General features: G+C 60.1%; 16 protein-coding genes and 2 riboswitches. Of the genes, 9 read left to right on the top strand and 7 right to left on the bottom strand.

The window, feature by feature from the left end:
- Positions 1-31: 31 nt before the first annotated feature.
- The gene (locus BM069_RS07970; protein ID WP_093322612.1) at positions 32-1,609 is read right to left on the bottom strand and encodes a 2-isopropylmalate synthase; all 1,578 of its coding nucleotides are present in this window, start codon (positions 1,607-1,609) and stop codon (positions 32-34) included.
- Positions 1,610-1,968: 359 nt separating this feature from the next.
- Here BM069_RS07970 and BM069_RS07965 point away from each other — a divergent pair, with 359 nt between their 5' ends.
- The gene (locus BM069_RS07965) at positions 1,969-2,628 is read left to right on the top strand and encodes an SDR family oxidoreductase (protein WP_093322609.1); all 660 of its coding nucleotides are present in this window, start codon (positions 1,969-1,971) and stop codon (positions 2,626-2,628) included.
- On the opposite strand, the gene BM069_RS07960 is transcribed toward BM069_RS07965, so the two are convergent.
- The gene (locus tag BM069_RS07960) at positions 2,605-3,192 is read right to left on the bottom strand and encodes an NAD(P)H-dependent oxidoreductase (RefSeq protein ID WP_093322607.1); all 588 of its coding nucleotides are present in this window, start codon (positions 3,190-3,192) and stop codon (positions 2,605-2,607) included. The genes BM069_RS07965 and BM069_RS07960 overlap by 24 nt on opposite strands.
- 147 nt (positions 3,193-3,339) lie before the next feature.
- Positions 3,340-4,731, bottom strand: a complete 1,392-nt coding sequence (locus BM069_RS07955) for an MORN repeat-containing protein (protein WP_093322604.1) — start codon at positions 4,729-4,731, stop codon at positions 3,340-3,342.
- Between the two features lie 211 nt (positions 4,732-4,942).
- Here BM069_RS07955 and BM069_RS07950 point away from each other — a divergent pair, with 211 nt between their 5' ends.
- Together BM069_RS07950 and BM069_RS07945 are read left to right on the top strand one after the other, a co-directional pair.
- On the top strand, positions 4,943-6,601 hold the full coding sequence (locus BM069_RS07950; RefSeq protein ID WP_093322602.1) for an NAD+ synthase: 1,659 nt from the start codon (positions 4,943-4,945) through the stop codon (positions 6,599-6,601).
- Between the two features lie 145 nt (positions 6,602-6,746).
- Positions 6,747-8,141: a magnesium transporter gene (locus tag BM069_RS07945; protein ID WP_093322599.1), complete on the top strand. Its 1,395-nt coding sequence runs from the start codon at positions 6,747-6,749 to the stop codon at positions 8,139-8,141.
- A gap of 31 nt (positions 8,142-8,172) precedes the next feature.
- Here BM069_RS07945 and BM069_RS07940 read toward each other — a convergent pair whose 3' ends face one another.
- Entirely contained in the window at positions 8,173-9,105 is a 933-nt protein-coding gene (locus BM069_RS07940; RefSeq protein WP_093322596.1) for an MBL fold metallo-hydrolase, read from the bottom strand.
- 109 nt (positions 9,106-9,214) lie between these two features.
- On the opposite strand from BM069_RS07940, the gene BM069_RS07935 reads away from it, so the two are divergent.
- Positions 9,215-9,640 carry a DUF1801 domain-containing protein gene (locus BM069_RS07935; protein ID WP_093322594.1) on the top strand — a complete coding sequence of 142 codons (426 nt, stop codon included), beginning with the start codon at positions 9,215-9,217 and terminating at the stop codon, positions 9,638-9,640.
- A 32-nt stretch (positions 9,641-9,672) separates the two neighbouring features.
- Here the strand turns inward: BM069_RS07935 and BM069_RS07930 are convergent, their stop codons facing one another.
- Positions 9,673-10,272, bottom strand: a complete 600-nt coding sequence (locus BM069_RS07930) for a gamma-glutamylcyclotransferase family protein (protein WP_244503565.1) — start codon at positions 10,270-10,272, stop codon at positions 9,673-9,675.
- A gap of 64 nt (positions 10,273-10,336) precedes the next feature.
- Here BM069_RS07930 and BM069_RS07925 point away from each other — a divergent pair, with 64 nt between their 5' ends.
- The 4 genes from BM069_RS07925 to gcvP all read left to right on the top strand — a co-directional run bounded on the left by BM069_RS07925 (position 10,337) and on the right by gcvP (position 15,678).
- Positions 10,337-10,783, top strand: coding sequence for an RrF2 family transcriptional regulator (locus BM069_RS07925; protein WP_093322591.1), 447 nt, complete (start codon positions 10,337-10,339; stop codon positions 10,781-10,783).
- A 64-nt stretch (positions 10,784-10,847) separates the two neighbouring features.
- Positions 10,848-10,935: riboswitch (glycine riboswitch) on the top strand.
- Positions 10,936-11,017, top strand: a riboswitch (glycine riboswitch). It begins immediately after the preceding riboswitch.
- 93 nt (positions 11,018-11,110) lie between these two features.
- Entirely contained in the window at positions 11,111-12,235 is a 1,125-nt protein-coding gene (gcvT, locus tag BM069_RS07920; RefSeq protein WP_093322589.1) for a glycine cleavage system aminomethyltransferase GcvT, read from the top strand.
- A gap of 18 nt (positions 12,236-12,253) precedes the next feature.
- Positions 12,254-12,613, top strand: coding sequence for a glycine cleavage system protein GcvH (gene gcvH, locus BM069_RS07915; protein ID WP_093322587.1), 360 nt, complete (start codon positions 12,254-12,256; stop codon positions 12,611-12,613).
- A gap of 215 nt (positions 12,614-12,828) precedes the next feature.
- Complete coding sequence (gene gcvP, locus BM069_RS07910; protein WP_093322584.1) at positions 12,829-15,678, top strand: aminomethyl-transferring glycine dehydrogenase; 2,850 nt, start codon at positions 12,829-12,831, stop codon at positions 15,676-15,678.
- Positions 15,679-15,808: 130 nt separating this feature from the next.
- Here the strand turns inward: gcvP and BM069_RS07905 are convergent, their stop codons facing one another.
- On the bottom strand, positions 15,809-18,334 hold the full coding sequence (locus tag BM069_RS07905) for an ABC transporter permease (RefSeq protein WP_093322581.1): 2,526 nt from the start codon (positions 18,332-18,334) through the stop codon (positions 15,809-15,811).
- Positions 18,331-19,017: an ABC transporter ATP-binding protein gene (locus BM069_RS07900; protein ID WP_093322579.1), complete on the bottom strand. Its 687-nt coding sequence runs from the start codon at positions 19,015-19,017 to the stop codon at positions 18,331-18,333. The genes BM069_RS07905 and BM069_RS07900 overlap by 4 nt, the downstream gene beginning before the upstream one ends.
- A gap of 63 nt (positions 19,018-19,080) precedes the next feature.
- Here BM069_RS07900 and BM069_RS07895 point away from each other — a divergent pair, with 63 nt between their 5' ends.
- Positions 19,081-19,704: an arylesterase gene (locus tag BM069_RS07895; RefSeq protein ID WP_093322864.1), complete on the top strand. Its 624-nt coding sequence runs from the start codon at positions 19,081-19,083 to the stop codon at positions 19,702-19,704.
- Positions 19,705-19,716: the final 12 nt, after the last annotated feature.

The following is a 19,716-nucleotide window of genomic DNA, read 5'->3' as shown; positions in this document are numbered from 1 at the left end:
GCGGCTTCGGTCAGATTGCATAGGTTTTTGATCAGGCGAGATCTTTGTAGGAAATCTCTTTGGCATCCGCGCCTTCGCCCACTTTGCCGCGGCGCACGAGCAGGCGGTTGAGCGCGTGGATGTAGGCTTTGGCCGAGGCCACCACCGTATCGGTGTTGGCGGACTGGCCGGTGGCGATGATGCCGTCTTCTTCAAGGCGCACAGAGACGGTGGCCTGCGCATCGGTGCCTTCGGTCACGGCGCTCACCTGATAGAGCTCCAGATGCGCGGCGTTGGGGAAGTTCTCGCGGATCGCTTTGAAAGTGGCATCCACAGGACCGTCGCCTTCGCAGGTGGCGGAGACGTCTTTGCCGTCGATTTCCATCTCAACCGTCGCCTCGGCAGGGCCGCCGGTGCCGCAGGTCACTTTCATGCTGACAAGCTGTAGATGATCGTCTTCATCTTCGCCGCCGCCAGCGCGCACGAGCGCGATGATGTCGTCGTCAAAGACCTCTTTTTTGCGGTCCGCCAGCTCTTTGAAGCGCACAAAGATGTCCTTGAGTTGGTTGTCGCCCACTTCAAAGCCGAGCTGTTCGAGCTTGTCGCGCAGGGCGGCGCGGCCGGAGTGTTTGCCAAGCGGCAGGGAGGTGCCTGCGAGGCCTACGTCCTCGGGGCGCATGATCTCGAAGGTTTCTTTGTTCTTGAGCATGCCGTCTTGGTGGATACCGGACTCATGCGCAAAGGCGTTCTTGCCGACGATGGCCTTGTTGAACTGCACTGGAAAGCCCGACACGGTGGCGACACGGCGGGAGATGTTCATCAGCTTTTTGGTGTCGATGCCCGTGGTCCACGGCATGATGTCGTTACGCACCTTCAGCGCCATGACGACCTCTTCGAGCGCGGTGTTGCCAGCGCGTTCGCCCAGACCGTTGATGGTGCATTCGATCTGACGTGCGCCGCCAGCGACGGCGGCCAGAGAGTTGGCGGTCGCCATGCCAAGGTCGTTGTGGCAGTGGGTGGCAAAGATCACCTCATCCGCGCCAGGCACCGTTTCGATCAGCTTTTTGATCAGTTCGGCGCTTTCCATCGGGGCGGTGTAGCCGACGGTGTCGGGGATGTTGATCGTGCTGGCGCCGGCCTTGATGGCGATCTCGATCACGCGGCAGAGGTAATCCCATTCGGTGCGGGTGGCGTCCATCGGCGACCATTGCACGTTGTCGCAGAGATTGCGGGCGTGGGTCACGGTTTCGTGGATCTTGTCGGCCATCTCGTCCATCGTGAGGTTCGGGATGGCGCGGTGCAGGGGGGATGTGCCGATAAAGGTGTGAATGCGGGGTTTGCCGGCGTGTTTGACAGCCTCCCAGCAGCGGTCGATGTCGGTGATGTTGGCCCGCGCGAGGCCGCAGATGCGGGAATTCACCGAGTTTTTGGCAATTTCGGACACCGCGTTGAAATCGCCCTCGGAGGCAATTGGAAATCCGGCCTCGATGATGTCGACACCCATGTCATCGAGCATGCTGGCGATTTCCAGCTTTTCGTCATGAGTCATGGTGGCGCCGGGGCTTTGCTCGCCGTCGCGGAGGGTCGTGTCAAAAATGACAACGCGGTCTTGTTGGGCTGTATCGGTCATGTGGATCTCTTTTCAGGGTCTTCTTGAATTTCGGGCTGTTTTGGGGCGCGAAGCGGCATCCTCTGAGCGGTCGCGCCAAAACGGCACGCTCAGAGGCGGGCTAGAAGACGCAGGAGGCCAGCCGAAATCGCGGCGCTGGAGCGCGCGGAAATAGGTGCGATATGGGCCGGACGTGTCATGGGGCGGATTTATACATGCCGAAGGTCAAATGAAAAGTGGAAATTTTGGCGGAGGTTTTGGGGCTCTGCCGCGGCGTCAGCAAGCCGCCGCTCCCCAGAGGTATTTGGCGACCAAAAAAGACATGTGTCATCCGGAGAGGGGCGCGGGGTCGTATGGTTTGAGAGTGTTAGGAGGATGAGATGCGGGCGTTGGTGGTTGGGGAGAGTGGCGGGATTGGTGCGGCGGTGGCGGCGGAGTTGCGCGCACGGGGGGCTGAGGTTGTCGGGCTTTCTCGGGGGCGGGACGGGTTTGACGTCACGCGACCGGATGTGGCGGAGGCGCAGATCGCGGCGCTTGAGGGGGTGTTTAATCTGATTTTTGTGGCGACGGGGGCGTTGGTCAGCACGCGGGTGCGGCCGGAAAAGGCGTTGCGGGAGGTTTCGGCGGAGGAGTTGGCGGGGCAATTCGCCGTGAACGCAATTGGGCCGGCCTTGGTTTTGCGCCATGCGCCGCGGTTGTTGGCGCGATCTGGGCGGGGCGTGTTTGCTGCGCTGTCGGCGCGGGTGGGGTCGATTGGAGACAATCGGGCAGGGGGCTGGTATTCGTATCGGGCGAGCAAGGCGGCGCTGAACCAGATTGTGCATACCGGCGCGATTGAGTTGGCGCGGACGCACAAGCGGGCGGTCTGTGTGGCGTTGCACCCGGGCACCGTGGAGACATCGTTTACCGCAGGTTTTGCGGGGCGGGAGAAACTGACGGCGCAGGAGAGTGCGGCAAAGTTATTGGACGTGCTCGATGGCTTGGAACCCGAGCAGACGGGTGGGTTTTATGATTACTCAGGCGCGCGGGTTGTCTGGTGAAGGCAGGGTGAGGCCGCATTGGAAGGCTTGCTCCAGCAGCGCAGCGCGGCGGGCGTCTGAGCCGGTGGAGCCATAGAGCAGTTCGAGTTTGCGGGGTGAGAAGCCGAAGAAACCAAAGGTGCCTTTGGTCCATGCGGTTTCGAGCGCGTCAAGGTAGCCTTCGGTTTGGATTTCATCGGAGCGGGCGCCAGCAGGAACAAGCAGGACGCCGGTGCGAGGTCGCAGCAGGGATTGCTCCGGATTGTCGAGCTGGTCATGGGCCCAGCCCCAGCGAAAGGTGCGGTCGACCCAGCCCTTTGTCATCGACGGCATGCCCCACCAGAAGAGCGGGAATACCAGACAGATGGCATCGGCGCGGGCGATGCGGTCCTGTTCGCGGGCAACGTCAGGCGGGGTGTCGTCACCGATGTCCGCCATGGACCAAAGGGGGGAGAAACTCTCGGTATTCAAGTCGGCAAGTTCTGTCGTGTGGCCCGCGTCGGTTGCGCCGCGCATGAAGGCGCCGGCAGCGGCAGCGCTGAAGGACTTGGGGTTGGGGTGGTCAAGAACAGTGAGGACGTGCATTCGCGGCTCCGGAGTTGTGGGTGCCGGATAGGTTTAGGGCCTCAAGTTAGGGTGAGGGCAAGCGAGAATAGTTGTTGATATTCAGGGAGGTGGGCAAAATTTCGACTTGAAAGTCCAATTTTGCCCAATGTCGTAATTCGATCCGCGTCAGCCGTCGGTTGCGAGTGAGCCGTTTTCCCAGTTGCCTGTCGCTTCTTCCCCGCTGGCGTATTTCATGGTGCCTTCGCCTTGGCGTTTGCCGGCCTTGAAAGTGCCCTCGTAGATGTCGCCATTGGCGTAGGTCGCGACGCCGATGCCGTCGATTTCTCCGCCTTTCCAGTCACCTGCGTACTTGAAGCCGTCCGGCATCAGGATTTCTCCGATGCCTTCGCGCTGACCGTTCACGAAGTTGCCTTTGTAGACGGTGCCGTCGGCGTAGGTGGCGATGCCCATGCCGTGGCGCTGACCGTCCTGCCAACCGCCTTCGTAGCGGTAGCCGTCCGCATAGGTGATCGTGCCTTGACCGTGGTTTTTGGCGGATTTGAATTCGCCTTCATAGACCAGACCATTGGCATAGGTGGCCTTGCCGGCGCCTTCGATTACACCGGCTTTCCAGCCGCCGTCGTAGGTTGAGCCGTCAGGGTATGTGATCTTGCCCAGACCGTCGGCAAGGTTGTTGCGGAACGCGCCCACATAAACAGAGCCGTCAGGGTATGTGACCTGACCTTCGCCCTCGATGCGGCCGTTCACCCAGCTGCCGACATAGGTGTAGCCGTCCGCGCCGTTGAAGGTGCCTTGTCCGTGACGTTGGTCGGTTTCAAACGTGCCGGCGTAGGTGTCGCCGTTGGCATAGGTGACGTGGCCTTGGCCCTGTCTCTGACCTCCGACGAGTTCGCCCACATAGACGTCGCCGTTGGGTTGGGTCAGAGTGCCGTTGCCGTCGATCTGACCGGCAACCCATGTGCCTTCGTAGACAAGACCATCAGGCATGGTCAGCGATCCGGTGCCCTCGCGTTCGCCCGCGGCGATCTGCCCGTCATAGATGGTGCCATCGGGATAGGTGATTTTGCCCAGACCTTCTTTGACGCCATCAACCCAGCCGCCTTCGTACTGGTAGCCGTTTGGCGACAGCATTGTGCCGTGCCCGTGATGTACGGCGTTCATGAAATCGCCTTCGTAGCGCACTCCGTTGGCATAAATCGCGACGCCCTGTCCGGTGATTTTGCCTTCCGCCCAGACGCCTTCGTAGGTGCCGCCGTCGGTGAACGTGATTTTGCCTGCGCCGTGTGGTTTGCCTTTCGCGAAGTCACCTTCGTACACAGACCCGTTGGGGAAGCGGGCCATGCCTTTGCCAACGATCTCGCCGTCGACCCAAGCGCCGGTGTATTCATAGCCGTTTGGTAGACGATATGTGCCCGTGCCGTGTTGCAGGCCGCCCTTGAAGGTGCCTTCGTACACGCCGCCGTCGTCGTATTGTTTTGTCAGAACCTGGCTGTCCTGTGCGAAGGCCGGAGCGGCCGCCAGCAGGATGGCTAGAGTAAGTGCCTGAGTTCTGCTCATAAATTTTGTCCCATATTGCCCGCGAGAGGGGTATTCGTGGCCGTTCATCGGCTTTGGTTCGAATTTTAGATCAATGGGTTGCGTGGGGCAACGCATTTTGCGGGCAGGCCGTGTTTTGGCCTTTGGGTAGGGTTGGGCATGTGAATGCGCTTTTCCTTGGCGCTGGGTCTGCTACATCTTTGGCCGACGAAATTCAGCAGGAGGCAGGGCGATGTCAGACACGTTCCGCTTGACCATGGCGCAGGCCAATCCGGTGATGGGGGATCTGCGCGGTAACGCCGACAAGGTGCGCAGCGTTTGGGCGGAGGCCAAGGCGGCTGGCTCGGATATGGTGGCCTTTCCGGAGATGTTTATCGTTGGCTACAATGCGCAAGACCTGATCATGAAGCCTGCTTTGCAGGCGGCAGCACTGGACGAGATCGAACAGTTGGCGGTGGATTGCGCTGATGGGCCTGTGGTGACGGTAGGCGGACCTTGGGTCGAGGGCGGCAAGCTATACAACGCCTATTTCGTGTTGAAGGGCGGCAAGATTGTGCATCGCCAGCTGAAGCACCACCTGCCGAATTACACGGTTTTTGATGAAGAGCGCCTGTTTGATCATGGTCCTATGGGTGGACCATATGACGTGAACGGCGTGCGCGTGGGCAGCCCGATTTGCGAGGATGCGTGGTTTGAGGATGTGGCGGAAACGCTGGAGGAGACCGGCGCGGAAATCCTCGTGGTGCCCAATGGCAGCCCCTATTACCGCGACAAGTTTGACCGACGCATGAACCATATGGTCGCCCGCGTGATCGAAACCGAATTGCCGCTTGTGTACCTCAATATGGTGGGCGGTCAGGACGATCAGGTTTTTGACGGCGGTTCTTTTGTGCTGAATCCCGGTGGGGAGCTGGCGATGCAGTTGCCTGTGTTTGACGAGGTTGTTGCCCACGTGGAATTTGAGCGCACCCCCGCGGGGTGGCGTTGTAAGGACGGGCCGAAAGCTCTTTTGCCGGCGGGCGAGGAGCAGGACTACCGCGTCTGTGTCGAAGCGTTGCGCGACTATATGGGCAAAACCGGCTTCAAGAAGGTTCTTTTGGGTCTGTCGGGCGGCATCGACAGTGCGTTGGTCGCGACGATTGCAGTGGATGCGCTAGGCGCCGACAATGTGCGCTGTGTGATGTTGCCGTCCGAGTATACCTCCGAGGAGTCCTTGGGCGACGCGAAGGACATCGCGGAGCGGTTGGGTGTACGATATGATTTTGTGCCAATTGCCGAAGGGCGACAGGCGATCACCAACACGCTGGCGCCGTTGTTTGAAGGCACCGAGCCCGGGCTGACGGAAGAGAACATCCAGAGCCGCCTGCGGGGGCTGTTGCTTATGGCGCTCTCTAACAAGTTTGGCGAGATGCTTCTGACCACGGGCAACAAATCCGAGGTCGCGGTGGGCTATGCCACGATTTATGGCGACATGGCGGGCGGATATAATCCGATCAAGGACATGTACAAAACCCGCGTGTTTGAGACTTCGCGCTGGCGCAATGCGGTCCATCGGGATTGGATGGCGGGACCGGAGGGAGAGGTCATTCCGGTCAATATCATCGACAAGCCGCCGTCTGCGGAGCTTCGTCCAGACCAGAAGGACGAGGACAGCCTGCCGCCTTATGATGTGCTGGATGCTATTCTTTTGATGCTGGTGGATCAGGAGAAATCGGTGGCGGAGTGTGTCGCTGCCGGTTTTGATCGCGACACAGTCAAGCGGGTCGAGCATCTGGTTTATATCAGTGAATACAAACGTTTCCAGTCGGCACCCGGTGCGCGGTTGAGCAAAAAGGCTTTCTGGATGGACCGCCGTTATCCGATTGTGAACCGCTTCCGCGACGAAAGCTGAGGGGGCTGGTGCCGCGCAGTCGGCTATAGCGGCAGATCGTGACAGGACGAAACGGCAATTTCCGTGCAGTTCATGGCGGGACTTGGCAATTTAGGCACCAGAGCGCAGGGCAAGAAATACCCGCGCGGACACGGCGGAGCGCGATATGGGCACCTTTATCTGGCAGGATGAGCGCGAAGAGGCGGGACGGGTTGCCAACAAAGCAACGCTGCGTCGGATTGACGAGTTGGTCATGGCAGGAGATCGCGCCGCGGTTCTGGCCGCGACGGCGGATTGGGCGCCCGCGGACACTTTGGCCTGTCTGTTGCAATTGCGGCCTGCGCGGGCGCGGTTGGTGTTTGACTGGTTGCCTGACAGCCTTGGCCTGAAGGTTCTGAGCGAACTCGATAGTGATCTGCACGCGGTTCTTTACAGTCCTCAAAGCGAAGCGACGTTCTCAAACATTATTGGCATGATGGACGTGGATGAGGCGGTGGACACTCTTTTGGAGTTGCCGCGGGCCTTTGCCGCCAAGGTGTTCGCCGGTTTGCCGGATGCAGAGCGCATCGCGACTGTATTGCAAGCGCGGGATGATAGCGCGGCCACGGTGATGCGGCTGGGTGTTTTGATGGCGCCAGTGAATTGGACCGTGGGTCAGTTGACACAGGACATCCGCGCACGCAGCCAAGAGATTGGCAAAATCGACATGATGTTTGTCGTGGACGAGGCGCGTAAGCCCTTGGGGTTTCTGCGGTTTCGAGATGTTTTGCAAGCACCTGACGACGTGTCGTTGTCCGAGATGGTAAATGCGGATCTGGAAATCGTGAGTGCGGACACTGACCGCGAGGATGTCTTGAAGTTGGCGCGCGAAAAAGGGGTCCATGCGATTGGGGTCGTGGATGCGTTGGGCAAACTGGTCGGGGGCATTTCCCCGCGCGAACTGGGCGATATTTTGCGTGACGAAGTCGAGGAAGACATGCTGGTGATGGGCTCGGTTTCACCCGCAACAACCCAGTTTGATGGGCCGCTGACAATCCTGAAGCGGCGACTGCCATGGTTGGTCGGCGGTTTGTGCGGCGCAAGTTTTGCAGCAGTTGTGATTGGCTCTTACGAGGAGGCCCTAGCTCAGGCGGCGGTGCTGGCGAGTTTTATTCCGGTGGTGATGGCCACGGCGGGCAATGCAGGTATTCAGGCGTCCACGGTGTCTGTGCAAACCCTGACCTCGGGCACAAATTGGCGCGGTGATTTCGGCGCGCGGATGATGCGGGAATGTCTGGGCGCGGTCGCAAATGGTCTGAGCATCGGTGCCATCACGGCGATTTTGGTGATGATTTTGAGTTTGGCTCTGCCGTTGTCGGAGCCGCATATGTTGGCGCTGACCGCGTTTCTGGCGCTGACATTGGTGACGACAATTGCTGGCACTTTGGGGGCATTGATCCCGTTCTTGTTGCGCGCGTTGGGGTTGGACCCTGCGGTGGCGACGGGCATTTTTATCACCACAACCAATGATGTCTTTGGTGTGTTGATCTTCTTTTTGGTGGCCAGCGCCCTTTATTTGTAGGGCGCTGACCGGTTGATGGGCCGGAGAGGGGTTAGCCCATCATGAATTGGTAGCTGGCGGGGCTGTAGTGGAAGCCGTCGCCGTGGGTTTCGACATAGCCAACTGCGGGGAAGGGCATGTGGTATCCCACAAAGGGCACATTGTCGGCGGCGAGCATGCCAAGCACCTTGCGGCGGGTGGCCGCTGCGGCGGATTTGTCCATGTCGAATTTCACTTCCCAATCGGGATAGGCCAGAGACCACACGTAGTGGTTGGTGAAATCTGCCCCAAGCAGCATCTGTTGGCCGTCGCTTTCAAGCAGATAGCCCATGTGGCCCGGAGTATGGCCGAAGGCTGCCATCGCGGTCACACCGGAAGCCACGGAGGCGCCGTCGTCGATCATGTCGAAACGGTCCATGTGCGGGCGGATTTTGCCCTCAAAGGCTTTGTTTTTGTCGGTGCCAGCCCAGAAATTCATCTCGGCCGCGCCCGTGACATGTTTGGCGTTGGCAAAGGTGACGCCGTTTTCTCCAGCCGTGCCGCCAACGTGGTCGCCGTGCATGTGGGTGATCACAACGGTGTCGACTTGATCGGTGGAATATCCTGCAGCCTGAAGCGCGGAAGAGATTGCTTCGGGGCTGAGACCGGTGTCAAACAGGATCAACTCCGATCCTGTGTTCACGACGGTCGGCGTAAAGAAAAATTGTGCAGCGTCGGTTGGGAGCCGGTTGGCCGCAGAGGCGGAGGCGAACTCGTCAGCCGAAACATTCATGCCAAAGATATTTTGCGGCCCTTCGACGGTGCGGGTTCCGACGAGAAGTGTCGTCACCTCAAAGCTGCCGAGTTTCATACGGTTGAAACGGGTCTGCGCAACGCCCATCATGTCGGCGGCGGCGGTCGCTTGAGTGCCTGTGGCAGCGGCAACAGGCAGTGCAGCTGCACCGGCGAGCAAATGGCGGCGGGAAATAGCGGGGGTCTTAAGCATGGGTCCTCTCCTGCGTTCTAATAAAATCGATATTTGATATATCACGAAGTATACGGCGATTTTTTAGGATTGGATCGAAAATCGCGATAAATTGATTTGAGGTGACGAAATGAACGCCAACAAGACAGTTCCGACAGATGTGCGACCAGAGGATTTTCTGGCGCAGATCACGCATGACCGGCGGCGTGAAGACGGCTTTGCTCTCTTGGAGATTTTTCGAAAATGCACCGGCTTTTCGCCGGTTATGTGGGGGCCGTCGATTGTTGGGTTCGGGCAGTATCACTACCGCTATGACAGCGGACGGGAGGGCGATTTTCTAGCCTGTGGATTCAGCCCGCGCAAGGTCAATCTGTCGATTTACATCCTCCCCGGATATCAGAGCTACGGGAGTTTGCTGGCGCGGTTAGGCAAGCACAAGGCAGGAAAGAGTTGTCTGTATATCAACAAGTTGTCCGATGTGAACATCAGCGTTTTGGAAGAGTTGATTGTCACGGGGGTACAGGATCTAAATGCGATCTGGCCCGTTCGGGCCTGATTGCGGGGCTCAAGTGCGTGGCCCTGCAAGCGTTACGGCGCGTAGGGTACGACCGGTATGTTTTGCGCTGCGAGGAATTGATCAACAAGCGCCGTGTCCTGCGCGCTGAGGCGCTGGTGGCGCGGATAGGCCGGTGACGCGCGATCATTGAGGACCGGGCCCCACTTGTGGGTGGTGGCAAAGAAGTCGGCAACACCGGTTTCTCCAAACACGCTGCGATAGCCCTGGATCACGACGTCCAGATAACTGAGCAGGATTTTGGGCGGCTCGGAGCGGGACGCGCGCCGTTCGGGCGCGACAGAATAGACCGCAATGGATAGAGGGTCGGGCAGGGGATGCGTGACAGCCGAGGTGGCGGGCAAGCGGGCGTAGGCAAATTCCCGTTGATCCAGTGCGGCCCAGTCGTCGTTTGGCACGTGAGCGATGAGACCTTGGATGGATGTGGCGGCGTCCGGTTCGGCCGAAAGAAATGCGAAGGGGCGCAAATCGGTGGCGACCCAGACGCGCTTGTAGCCGGCGAGGCGGGCCGGTTGGGCGTTGCTGTATGCGTGGGTTTTTGTGTTTACCAGGCTGCCATAGCCGAAAAAATAGGGCGCGCTCATGCGTGCATGTCGCGCATTGCGTTGATCCATGTCAATGCCAAGGCGGCGGCCAAAGGGCAAAAGACGTCAACAATTTTTTAGGTGGTCAACCGTCGTGCGCATTACAAAACGGACAAATATCGCGATCAGGGTGCTGATGTTCTGCGCCGTCAATCATGGGCGGCTTGTGACCAAGCATGAGATTGCAAAACGGTGCAACGCGTCGGAAAACCACCTTGCTCAGGTGATCAACCAATTGGCGCAGATGGGCGTCGTCAAAACCCAGCGCGGTCGTAACGGCGGGCTTGAGTTGGCGCGGTCGGCGGATCAAATCGAAATCGGCAGTATTTTTCGCGCCATGGAAGCGCCGGTGCCCTTGGCTGAGTGTTTTGCAGACGTCGACAATTCCTGCCCGCTGGTGGAGGCTTGCCGGCTGCGCGGTGCGCTTACGGAAGCTGTTGAGGTGTTTTATCAGAGGCTTGATCGGGTCAGTCTGGACACGTTGGTTTGCGGCAACGATGCTCTGACCGCGCTTTTGACACCGAAGTGCCAAACGGCATAACCATCCGTGAAGGCGCGATAATTTCAGCTTGTCAGATGAGCGGCAGCACTCTACGTTCTTCGCCATAGGTGAATCGGGAGAACCGGATGTTTCCGGTGCCGAAGGAGCAACCGCCCCGGAAACTCTCAGGCCTCAGGGACCGATTTACTGTCAAAACACACTCTGGAGAGAGGCGTCAGAATGGGCGTCCGCCGAAGGGATAACGATCTCAGGCTGAAGGACAGAGGGGGCATCACGCGCATGGGGAGGAGCCTCGTGCGGAGCGAGGATGCCGGAGTGTTCTGTGGGCTGCCATAGACAATGCCGGAAATGATAGGGGCGCTGTCCATGGGTGAGCTGAACCGCACACCGCTTTATGATCTGCACGTCGCGCTGGGCGCCAAAATGGTGCCGTTCGCGGGATATGACATGCCAGTGCAATATGCGCTGGGTGTGATGAAAGAGCATCTGCATTGCCGCGCGCAGGCCGGTCTTTTTGATGTGAGCCACATGGGGCAGGTGATTCTGCGCGGGGACAGCTACGACGCTGTGGCGCGCGCGTTTGAAACCTTGGTGCCGATGGATGTGCTCGGGCTGGGCGAAGGCCGCCAGCGATATGGGCTTTTCACCAACGAAGGCGGTGGGATCGAGGATGATCTGATGTTTGCCAATCGCGGCGATCATTTGTTTGTCGTCGTCAATGCGGCCTGCAAGGACGCCGATATTGCACGGATGAAATCTGCCTTGGAGCCTGCTGTCAGTGTCGAGGTCATCACTGACCGTGCACTGATTGCGTTGCAGGGGCCGGCGGCCGAAACAGCTTTGGCGCGCATGAATGACGCCGTCGCGGAGATGACCTTTATGGACGTGGCCACGATTGAGTTGGCTGGCGCGGAGTGCTGGGTGAGCCGGTCGGGCTACACAGGTGAGGACGGATATGAGATTTCCATCCCCGCGACGCAGGCCGAGGCCGTGACCAAGGCATTGTTGGACATGGACGAAGTTGAGCCCATCGGCCTTGGCGCGCGCGACAGTCTGCGCCTTGAGGCAGGGCTGTGCTTGTATGGCAATGACATCGACGCGACCACGTCGCCCATTGAGGCCGGACTGATCTGGGCGATCCAGAAAGTGCGGCGAGCGGATGGGGATCGTGCAGGGGGGTTCCCCGGTGCCGACCGGATTTTTGGAGATTTGGCCGAAGGCGTGGCGCGCAAACGCGTTGGGCTTGTGCCGCAGGGCCGTGCGCCGATGCGGGCGGGCACACCAATTTTTGCCTCTGCTGAAGGCGGCGAGGCGATCGGTGAAGTGACATCCGGTGGTTTTGGTCCGACCTTTGAGGGGCCGGTGGCCATGGGATACGTCGGCGCGGCGCAAGCTGCGGTCGGCACGGAACTTTTTGGTGAGGTGCGGGGCAAACGTATGCCCGTGACAGTGGCGAAGATGCCTCTGGTGCCTGCCAATTTCAAACGTTGAGCAACAGGAGAGCAAGCAATGAAATTTACCGAAGAGCACGAATGGCTGCGTGTCGAAGGTGACCTCGTGGTGGTTGGCATCACCGAGCACGCCAGCGAACAGTTGGGTGATGTGGTTTTTGTGGAACTGCCGGAAGAAGGCACCGAAGTCACAAAGGACGAAGAGGTCTGTGTGATCGAGTCCGTGAAAGCCGCCTCTGACATTCTGGCGCCGCTGGATGGGGAAATTGCCGAGGTCAACGGTCCGCTTGTGGATGAGCCGGGTAAGGTGAACGATGATCCGATGGAAGGCGCATGGTTCTTTAAGATCAAGCCGTCCGATCTGAGTCAGATGGACGACTATATGGACGAAAACGAATACAAGGATTTCATTGGGTAAGCGTCGATTGATGCGCTCGGGCGGCGGCTCGGCCTATACTTCCTGACTGATTTTGAGATGGGTTTGGTTCGGCCTGAAGGCCGGACTTCGCCCGACCCTCACCAAAGGAGGGCGCATACGCCCCCTCCTAGGCTCGGGCGCAGTCCTCTGCATCCAATCGAGCCATGAACCGACATTTCTGTGCCTGTTGCCGCAGACCGCTGAGGAGATTTTCTATGCCCTTCACGCCAACCGACTACCTGCCATACGATTTTGCCAACCGCCGTCACATCGGCCCTTCGCCAGACGAAATGGCGGAAATGCTCGACACGCTGGGCGTTGCGAGCCTTGACGCGCTGATTGACGATACGGTGCCTGAACGCATCCGCCAGAAAGAACCGCTTGATTTTGGTCGCCCCTTCTCTGAGCGCGAGTTGATGCGCCACATGCGCGAGACCGCGGCCAAGAACAAAGTGCTGACCAGCCTGATCGGGCAGGGGTATTACGGCACCGTCACACCGCCAGCGATCCAGCGCAATATTCTGGAAAATCCGGCGTGGTACACGGCCTATACCCCGTATCAGCCGGAGATTTCTCAGGGTCGTCTTGAGGCGCTTTTGAACTTCCAGACCATGATGAGCGACCTGACCGGGTTGGATATCGCCAACGCATCTCTGCTGGATGAATCCACAGCCTGTGCCGAGGCGATGACCATGGCGCAGCGCGTCAGTAAATCCAAGGCCAAGGCGTTTTTTGTCGATGAAAACTGCCACCCGCAAAACATTGCGGTGATGCAGACCCGGGCAGCGCCTTTGGACATCGAAGTGATCGTGGGCAATCCTGACGATCTGGAGGCCGACAAGGTCTTTGGCGCGATTTTCCAGTATCCCGGCACCTATGGTCATGTGCGCGATTTCACCGCTGAAATCTCAGCGTTGCACGCCACCAAAGCGATTGGTGTTGTGGTGGCGGATCCCTTGGCGCTGACCTTGCTGAAGGAGCCGGGCGCGATGGGAGCGGATATTGCTGTGGGCAGCACGCAGCGCTTTGGTGTGCCGGTTGGCTATGGCGGCCCGCACGCGGCCTATATGGCGAGCAAAGATGCTTATAAACGCGCGATGCCGGGACGGATCATTGGTGTGTCGATCGACAGCCATGGCGACCGTGCCTACCGCTTGTCGCTGCAAACCCGCGAGCAGCACATTCGTCGCGAGAAGGCGAATTCCAACGTCTGCACCGCGCAGGCGCTGTTGGCGGTGATGGCGTCGATGTATGGCGTGTTCCACGGGCCAAAGGGCCTGAAGGCGATTGCGCAGCGGATTCACCGCAAGACCGTGCGGTTGGCCAAAGGGCTTGAAGAGGCGGGCTTTACGGTTGAGCCCGATGTGTATTTTGACACGATCACTGTGGACGTCGGCTTGCTTCAGCGCGGCGTTTTGCAGGCGGCTGTTCAGGAAGGCGTCAACCTGCGCCGTGTGGGTAAGACCAAAGTGGGCATCTCGTTGGATGAAACCTGTCGTCCGGCCACAATCGAACGTGTCTGGCGGGCTTTCGGTATTGATCGCAAGGACGATGAGTTTGATCCCGAATACAAAATCCCAGATGCGATTGCGCGCGAGAGCGGGTATCTGGATCATCCGATTTTCCATATGAACCGTGCCGAAACAGAGATGATGCGCTACATGCGGCGTCTGGCGGATCGTGATCTGGCGCTGGATCGTGCGATGATCCCGCTGGGCTCCTGCACGATGAAACTCAATGCCGCCGTCGAGATGATGCCTGTGAGCTGGCGCGAGTTCTCGCTGATGCATCCGTTTGCGCCAAAAGATCAGGCGCTGGGCTATGAGGAGCTGATCACGGATCTGAACGACAAGCTCTGTCAGATCACGGGCTATGACGCGATTTCCATGCAGCCGAACTCGGGTGCGCAGGGTGAATATGCGGGTCTTCTGACGATTGCGGCCTATCACCGTGGCCGAGGCGAAGGGCATCGCAACATCTGTCTGATCCCGATGAGCGCGCATGGTACCAATCCCGCGTCAGCCCAGATGGTTGGCTGGAAAGTGGTTCCGGTGAAGTCGGCGGAGAACGGCGACATTGATCTGGACGATTTCCGTGCCAAGGCAGAGAAGCACAGCAAGAACCTCGCGGGCTGCATGATCACCTATCCGTCCACACATGGGGTGTTTGAGGACACGGTGCACGATGTTTGTGCAATCACTCATGAGCACGGCGGACAGGTTTATATCGACGGGGCCAACCTCAATGCGATGGTTGGACTGGCGCGTCCGGGTGATGTGGGTGGTGACGTGAGCCACCTGAACCTGCACAAGACCTTCTGCATTCCGCACGGCGGCGGTGGCCCCGGTATGGGGCCGATCGGTGTGAAAGCGCATTTGGTGCCGCATCTGCCCGGGCATCCGGAAACCGGCGGTCAGGAAGGGCCTGTTTCGGCGGCGCCGTTTGGATCGCCAAGCCTGTTGCCGATCAGCTGGGCCTATGTGCTTCTGATGGGCGGTGAAGGCCTGACGCAGGCGACGCGGGTGGCGATTTTGAACGCCAACTATATCGCCAAGCGGCTCGAAGGCGCGTTTGACGTGCTTTATAAAGGACCCTCAGGCCGGGTTGCGCATGAGTGCATCATCGACACTCGGCCCTTTGCCGAAAGCGCGGGCATTACGGTGGATGACATCGCCAAACGCCTGATGGATTGCGGGTTCCATGCGCCAACAATGAGTTGGCCGGTGGCTGGTACGCTGATGATTGAGCCTACAGAGAGCGAGAACAAAGCGGAATTGGATCGGTTTGTTGACGCGATGCTGGCGATCCGTGAGGAAATTCGCGCGGTTGAAGAGGGCGAAATGGACGCGGAGAATAACCCGCTGAAGAACGCACCGCACACCATGCAGGATTTGGTCAAAGAGTGGGATCGCCCCTACACGCGTGAGCAGGGATGTTTCCCCCCAGGCTCGTTCAAAGTGGACAAATACTGGCCACCTGTCGGGCGCGTGGACAATGCCTATGGCGACCGTAATTTGGTCTGCATCTGCCCTCCGATGGATGATTATGTCGAGGCCGCGGAATAAGGGGCGTTGCCCCTGCGACAGCAAGCTGTCGCTACCCCAAGGTATTTTTGCAATAGGAAGAAGCCGGGTTTGCGCCCGGCTTTTTCGTGTGGGTGCCATGTTCAAGCGCGAAAGCGCGGGTAGAACTTGTTCAGTCGCGCGCGCGCAGGATGCGGGCGGGGCGGGTTGCCAGCGACGGCAGAGAGAATATCAGACCGGCAATCAGGTTGGCGGCAAGGCCGGTGGTCACAACCAGAAACGCGTTGGGCCAGATCACTTCGAATTCGCTTTCCATGACGAAAGTCATCACGGCCCAACCGCCCGTGAGGCCTACCGCGAGCGCCACGATGCCTGCTGCCGCGCCGAGCAGGGCGGCACGTAGCGCAAAGCTGCGCAAGATTTGCGCGCGGGTGGCGCCGAGGGTCTTCAGGACGGCGGCCTCATAGGTGCGGCCTTGTTGACCTGCGGCGGCGGCGCCGATGATCACCAAGAGGCCCGTGAGCAAGATCGCGGCCGCGCCGTAGGTGGTGGCATTGGCGAGTTGCGCCACGAGGTCGGAAACGCGGCCCACCGCCTCGCGGATATGGATTGCGGTGATGTTGGGAAAGGCGGTGGAGAGTTCCTTGAGGATGCCTGCTTCGGATTGGGCGGACGCATAAACCGTGGCGATGAAGCTATGCGGTGCGCCGGCGAGGGCTGATGGGTTCATGGCGATGATGAAACCCATGCCTGCGGTGGAGAAATCCACTTCGCGGAAGCTGGTGACGGTGGCGGTGATGTCGCGACCTAGCACGTTGACGGTCATGGTGTCGCCCAAGGCCACGCCCATTTCTTCGGCTTCTTCGGCAGCAAAGCTGATTTGTGGGTCTCCGGTGTAATCCTCAGACCACCAGGTGCCGGCGGTGATCTTGGTGTTTTCCGGAATGGCGGCGGAGTAGGTGACGCCGCGATCGCCTTCGATAACCCAGTGATCACCAGCGACGTCGCGCGCGGGCTTGTCGTTGATGCGGGTGATCACACCGCGGAGCATGGGGGCGCTCTCGACTTTGGTGACTTCGCTGTTGGCGGCAAGACGGGCAGAGAAGTCAGGCATCTGGTCGCGCTGGATGTCGACGAAGAAGAAGGAGGGGGCCACATCCGGCAGGTCGCGGGCGATGGCGTTTCTAAGGTTGCCGTCAACCTGTCCAACTGTTGCCAGAACCGAGAGGCCAAGGCCAAGGGACAGAACAACAGGTGTGGCGGCTTCGCGGGCGCGGCCGATGGCGGCGAGGGCCCACGCCAGCGCCGGTTGCGTGCGCAGGTGCTGGGCGAGGACGCGCACGAGTGCGCGCAGGGCGGTGGCGGCGAGGCTGAGGAAAACCATGGCGGCGACCACTCCGGCGGCGAACCAGAGGGTCAGGCGGGTGGAGCCGGAGAGCAGAGAGGCCGCAATCAGCAGGGCGGCAAAGAGTGTTACCACCGCAAAAAGGTATCGTGGTGCTGGCAGGGGCGCGCGGGCTTCCATGGCGTCGCGGAAGAGGGACGTGGGGCGGACATCCTCAAGGCGGGCCAGCGGCCAAAGGGTGAAAATGGCAGCGGTGAGCGCGCCGTAGAGCGCGGCTTCAAGCAGGGGAAGCGGATAGATCGTAAAGTCTGCGGGAAAGGGAAGGACCGAAAGGATCAGCGGGGCGAGCAGGATCGGGGCGAGGGCGCCGATCAGAAGGCCGAGGGCGATGCCGACAAGGGCGACCACGCCGATTTGCAGGAAGTAGGTCGCGAAGATCGTGTTGCGGGTGGCGCCGAGGCTGCGCAGGGTGGCGATGGTTTCGGTCTTGCGGGCAAGGAAGGCGCGGATGGCGGTGGAGACGCCGACGCCGCCAACGGCCAGCCCGGCAAGCCCGACGAGGATCAGGAACGCGCCGAAACGATCTACAAACTGGCTGAGACCCGGGGCGCCGTTGCGGCTGTCGCGCCAGCGCAGGCCCGACGTTTCGAAATTGTCGACTGCATCTTTGGAGATCGTAGCGAGGTCGGTGTTTTCGGGCAGGGACAGGCGGTAGCGGCTTTCAAAAAGTGTGCCTGGTGCGATCAGGCCGGAGTCAGCCAGCCCGTCGATGGTGACGATGGTTCGGGGCGCGAGTCCAAAGCCACCGGAACTGTCAGGTTCGCGCAACAGGCGTGCAGACAGCACAAATTCCTGTGCGCCAAGTTTGAAGGTGTCGCCAATAGAAAGGCCGAGGCGATCCACCAGCAGGCCTCCCATCACCGCGCCGGGCAAGCCGTTTTGGCCTCCAAGGGCATCGGCAAGGGAAATGTCGGGATCAAGCGCAACAGAGCCGATCAGGGGGTAGGCGGTGTCGACGGCTTTGACCTGCGTCAGGGCGCGCTCTGCGTCGTCGCCGCGCGGGACCACGGCCATTGAGCGGAAGTCGATGATTTCCGATGCTCGTGTGGCGTTCGAAGCCATCCACGCCAGTTCTGCATCAGAGGCGCGGCGGTAGGTGAAGCTCATTTCGGCGTCGCCGCCGAGGATGGCCGCGCCTTCGTTGGCGAGACCGGTTTCGATGGCGGCGCGCACGGAACCGATGGCGGCGATTGTGGCAACGCCCAGCGCGAGACAGGCAAGAAATACGGTGAAACCGCGCAGCCCGCCACGGATTTCACGGCGGGCAAGGCGGGCGGCGGTGGCGAGGCTCATTGAGCGGCCTCGGCCTGTGGCGCGATCAGCCCGTCGCGCAAGCGCACGGTGCGGTTGCAACGGCTGGCAAGTTCGCCTGAGTGGGTGACAAGCACCAGCGTTGTGCCGCGTTTGGCGTGCAGATCAAACAGCAGATCCATGATGGTTTCGCCGGTGGTTTGATCGAGGTTGCCGGTGGGTTCATCCGCCAGAAGGATTTGCGGGGAGGGCGCACAGGCGCGGGCCAGCGCGACGCGCTGCTGCTCGCCACCGGACATCTGGCTTGGATAGTGGTCGGCGCGGTGGCTGAGGCCGACGGCGTCGAGTTCGGCGCGGGCACATTCCATTGCGTCTTTGCGGCCAGCCAGTTCAAGCGGCGTGGCGACGTTTTCTAGTGCGGTCATGGTGGGGATCAGGTGGAAGTTTTGAAACACGATACCCATGTGTTCGCGGCGGAATTTGGCAAGGGCGTCTTCGGACATTTGCGACAGGTTTTGATCGAGCGCCGTGATCGTGCCTGACGTCGCGCGTTCCAGCCCGCCCATCAGCATCAGAAGGCTGGATTTGCCGGAACCGGAGGGGCCGACTAGGGCCAAGGTCTCGCCTTTGTGAACGTCCAGGGAGATCCCGTGCAGGATTTCGATCCGACCGGCATTGCTATCGAGCGCCAAAGTGGCATCTTTGAGGGAAAGAACGGATGTCATTGCGGGGATCGCCTGTTGGAAAATTGTTTTACTCTATATGGGCCTGTGACCCGACGGGGCAAGGTGTTGACCTTTGGTCTTTTTACGGCTCTCGGCGCAACTTCTGTCGTGGCGGAGCCAGTGGTGATCGCCGCTTTGGGAGACAGCCTGACCCACGGATATGGCTTGCCGCAAGGAGATGGCTTTGTGCCGCAGCTTTCGGAGTGGCTCGCGGTGGAAGGCGTTGAGGCGGTGGTGCAAAACGCGGGGGTGTCCGGCGATACAACACAAGGCGGTCTGGCGCGCGTTGGCTGGACGTTGGGGCCGGATGTGGATGCGATGATCGTGGCGCTTGGTGGCAACGACGTGTTGCGCGGCATTGATCCGAGCGTGAGCAAAGCCAACCTGTCTGGCATTCTGGATGCGGCCGAGGCTGCGAACGTGGATGTTTTGCTGATCGGCATGACGGCTCCGATGAACTATGGGGCGGACTATAAGGCGGCGTTCGACGGCATGTATGGTGCCCTGTCCGAGGAGTACGGCGTGGCCTTGGCGCCGGATTTTTTTGAAGGGCTGCGGGACGTGGCGCCCGAGGATCTTGGGGCGGTGATGCAGGCGGACGGGATTCACCCCAACAAAGAAGGTGTGGCGCGGATTGTTGCGGTGCTGGGGCCTTATGTTGCGGAACTGGCCGAGGTGGCCGAGTAGTGGTGGCGGACT

Origin of the sequence: Shimia haliotis, assembly GCF_900114415.1 — a bacterium.
Taxonomy (GTDB): domain Bacteria; phylum Pseudomonadota; class Alphaproteobacteria; order Rhodobacterales; family Rhodobacteraceae; genus Shimia; species Shimia haliotis.
Note: the sequence above shows the minus strand (reverse complement) of the source record. Positions and strands in the feature narration are given on the sequence as shown.

Bases quoted from the DNA above. Each gene is read 5' to 3' on its own strand.
- BM069_RS07970 (WP_093322612.1), bottom strand. From the start codon at position 1,609: ATGACCGATACAGCCCAACAAGACCGCGTTGTCATTTTTGACACGACC.
- BM069_RS07965 (WP_093322609.1), top strand. From the start codon at position 1,969: ATGCGGGCGTTGGTGGTTGGGGAGAGTGGCGGGATTGGTGCGGCGGTG.
- BM069_RS07960 (WP_093322607.1), bottom strand. From the start codon at position 3,192: ATGCACGTCCTCACTGTTCTTGACCACCCCAACCCCAAGTCCTTCAGC.
- BM069_RS07955 (WP_093322604.1), bottom strand. From the start codon at position 4,731: ATGAGCAGAACTCAGGCACTTACTCTAGCCATCCTGCTGGCGGCCGCT.
- BM069_RS07950 (WP_093322602.1), top strand. From the start codon at position 4,943: ATGTCAGACACGTTCCGCTTGACCATGGCGCAGGCCAATCCGGTGATG.
- BM069_RS07945 (WP_093322599.1), top strand. From the start codon at position 6,747: ATGGGCACCTTTATCTGGCAGGATGAGCGCGAAGAGGCGGGACGGGTT.
- BM069_RS07940 (WP_093322596.1), bottom strand. From the start codon at position 9,105: ATGCTTAAGACCCCCGCTATTTCCCGCCGCCATTTGCTCGCCGGTGCA.
- BM069_RS07935 (WP_093322594.1), top strand. From the start codon at position 9,215: ATGAACGCCAACAAGACAGTTCCGACAGATGTGCGACCAGAGGATTTT.
- BM069_RS07930 (WP_244503565.1), bottom strand. From the start codon at position 10,272: ATGGATCAACGCAATGCGCGACATGCACGCATGAGCGCGCCCTATTTT.
- gcvT (WP_093322589.1), top strand. From the start codon at position 11,111: ATGGGTGAGCTGAACCGCACACCGCTTTATGATCTGCACGTCGCGCTG.
- gcvH (WP_093322587.1), top strand. From the start codon at position 12,254: ATGAAATTTACCGAAGAGCACGAATGGCTGCGTGTCGAAGGTGACCTC.
- gcvP (WP_093322584.1), top strand. From the start codon at position 12,829: ATGCCCTTCACGCCAACCGACTACCTGCCATACGATTTTGCCAACCGC.
- BM069_RS07905 (WP_093322581.1), bottom strand. From the start codon at position 18,334: ATGAGCCTCGCCACCGCCGCCCGCCTTGCCCGCCGTGAAATCCGTGGC.
- BM069_RS07900 (WP_093322579.1), bottom strand. From the start codon at position 19,017: ATGACATCCGTTCTTTCCCTCAAAGATGCCACTTTGGCGCTCGATAGC.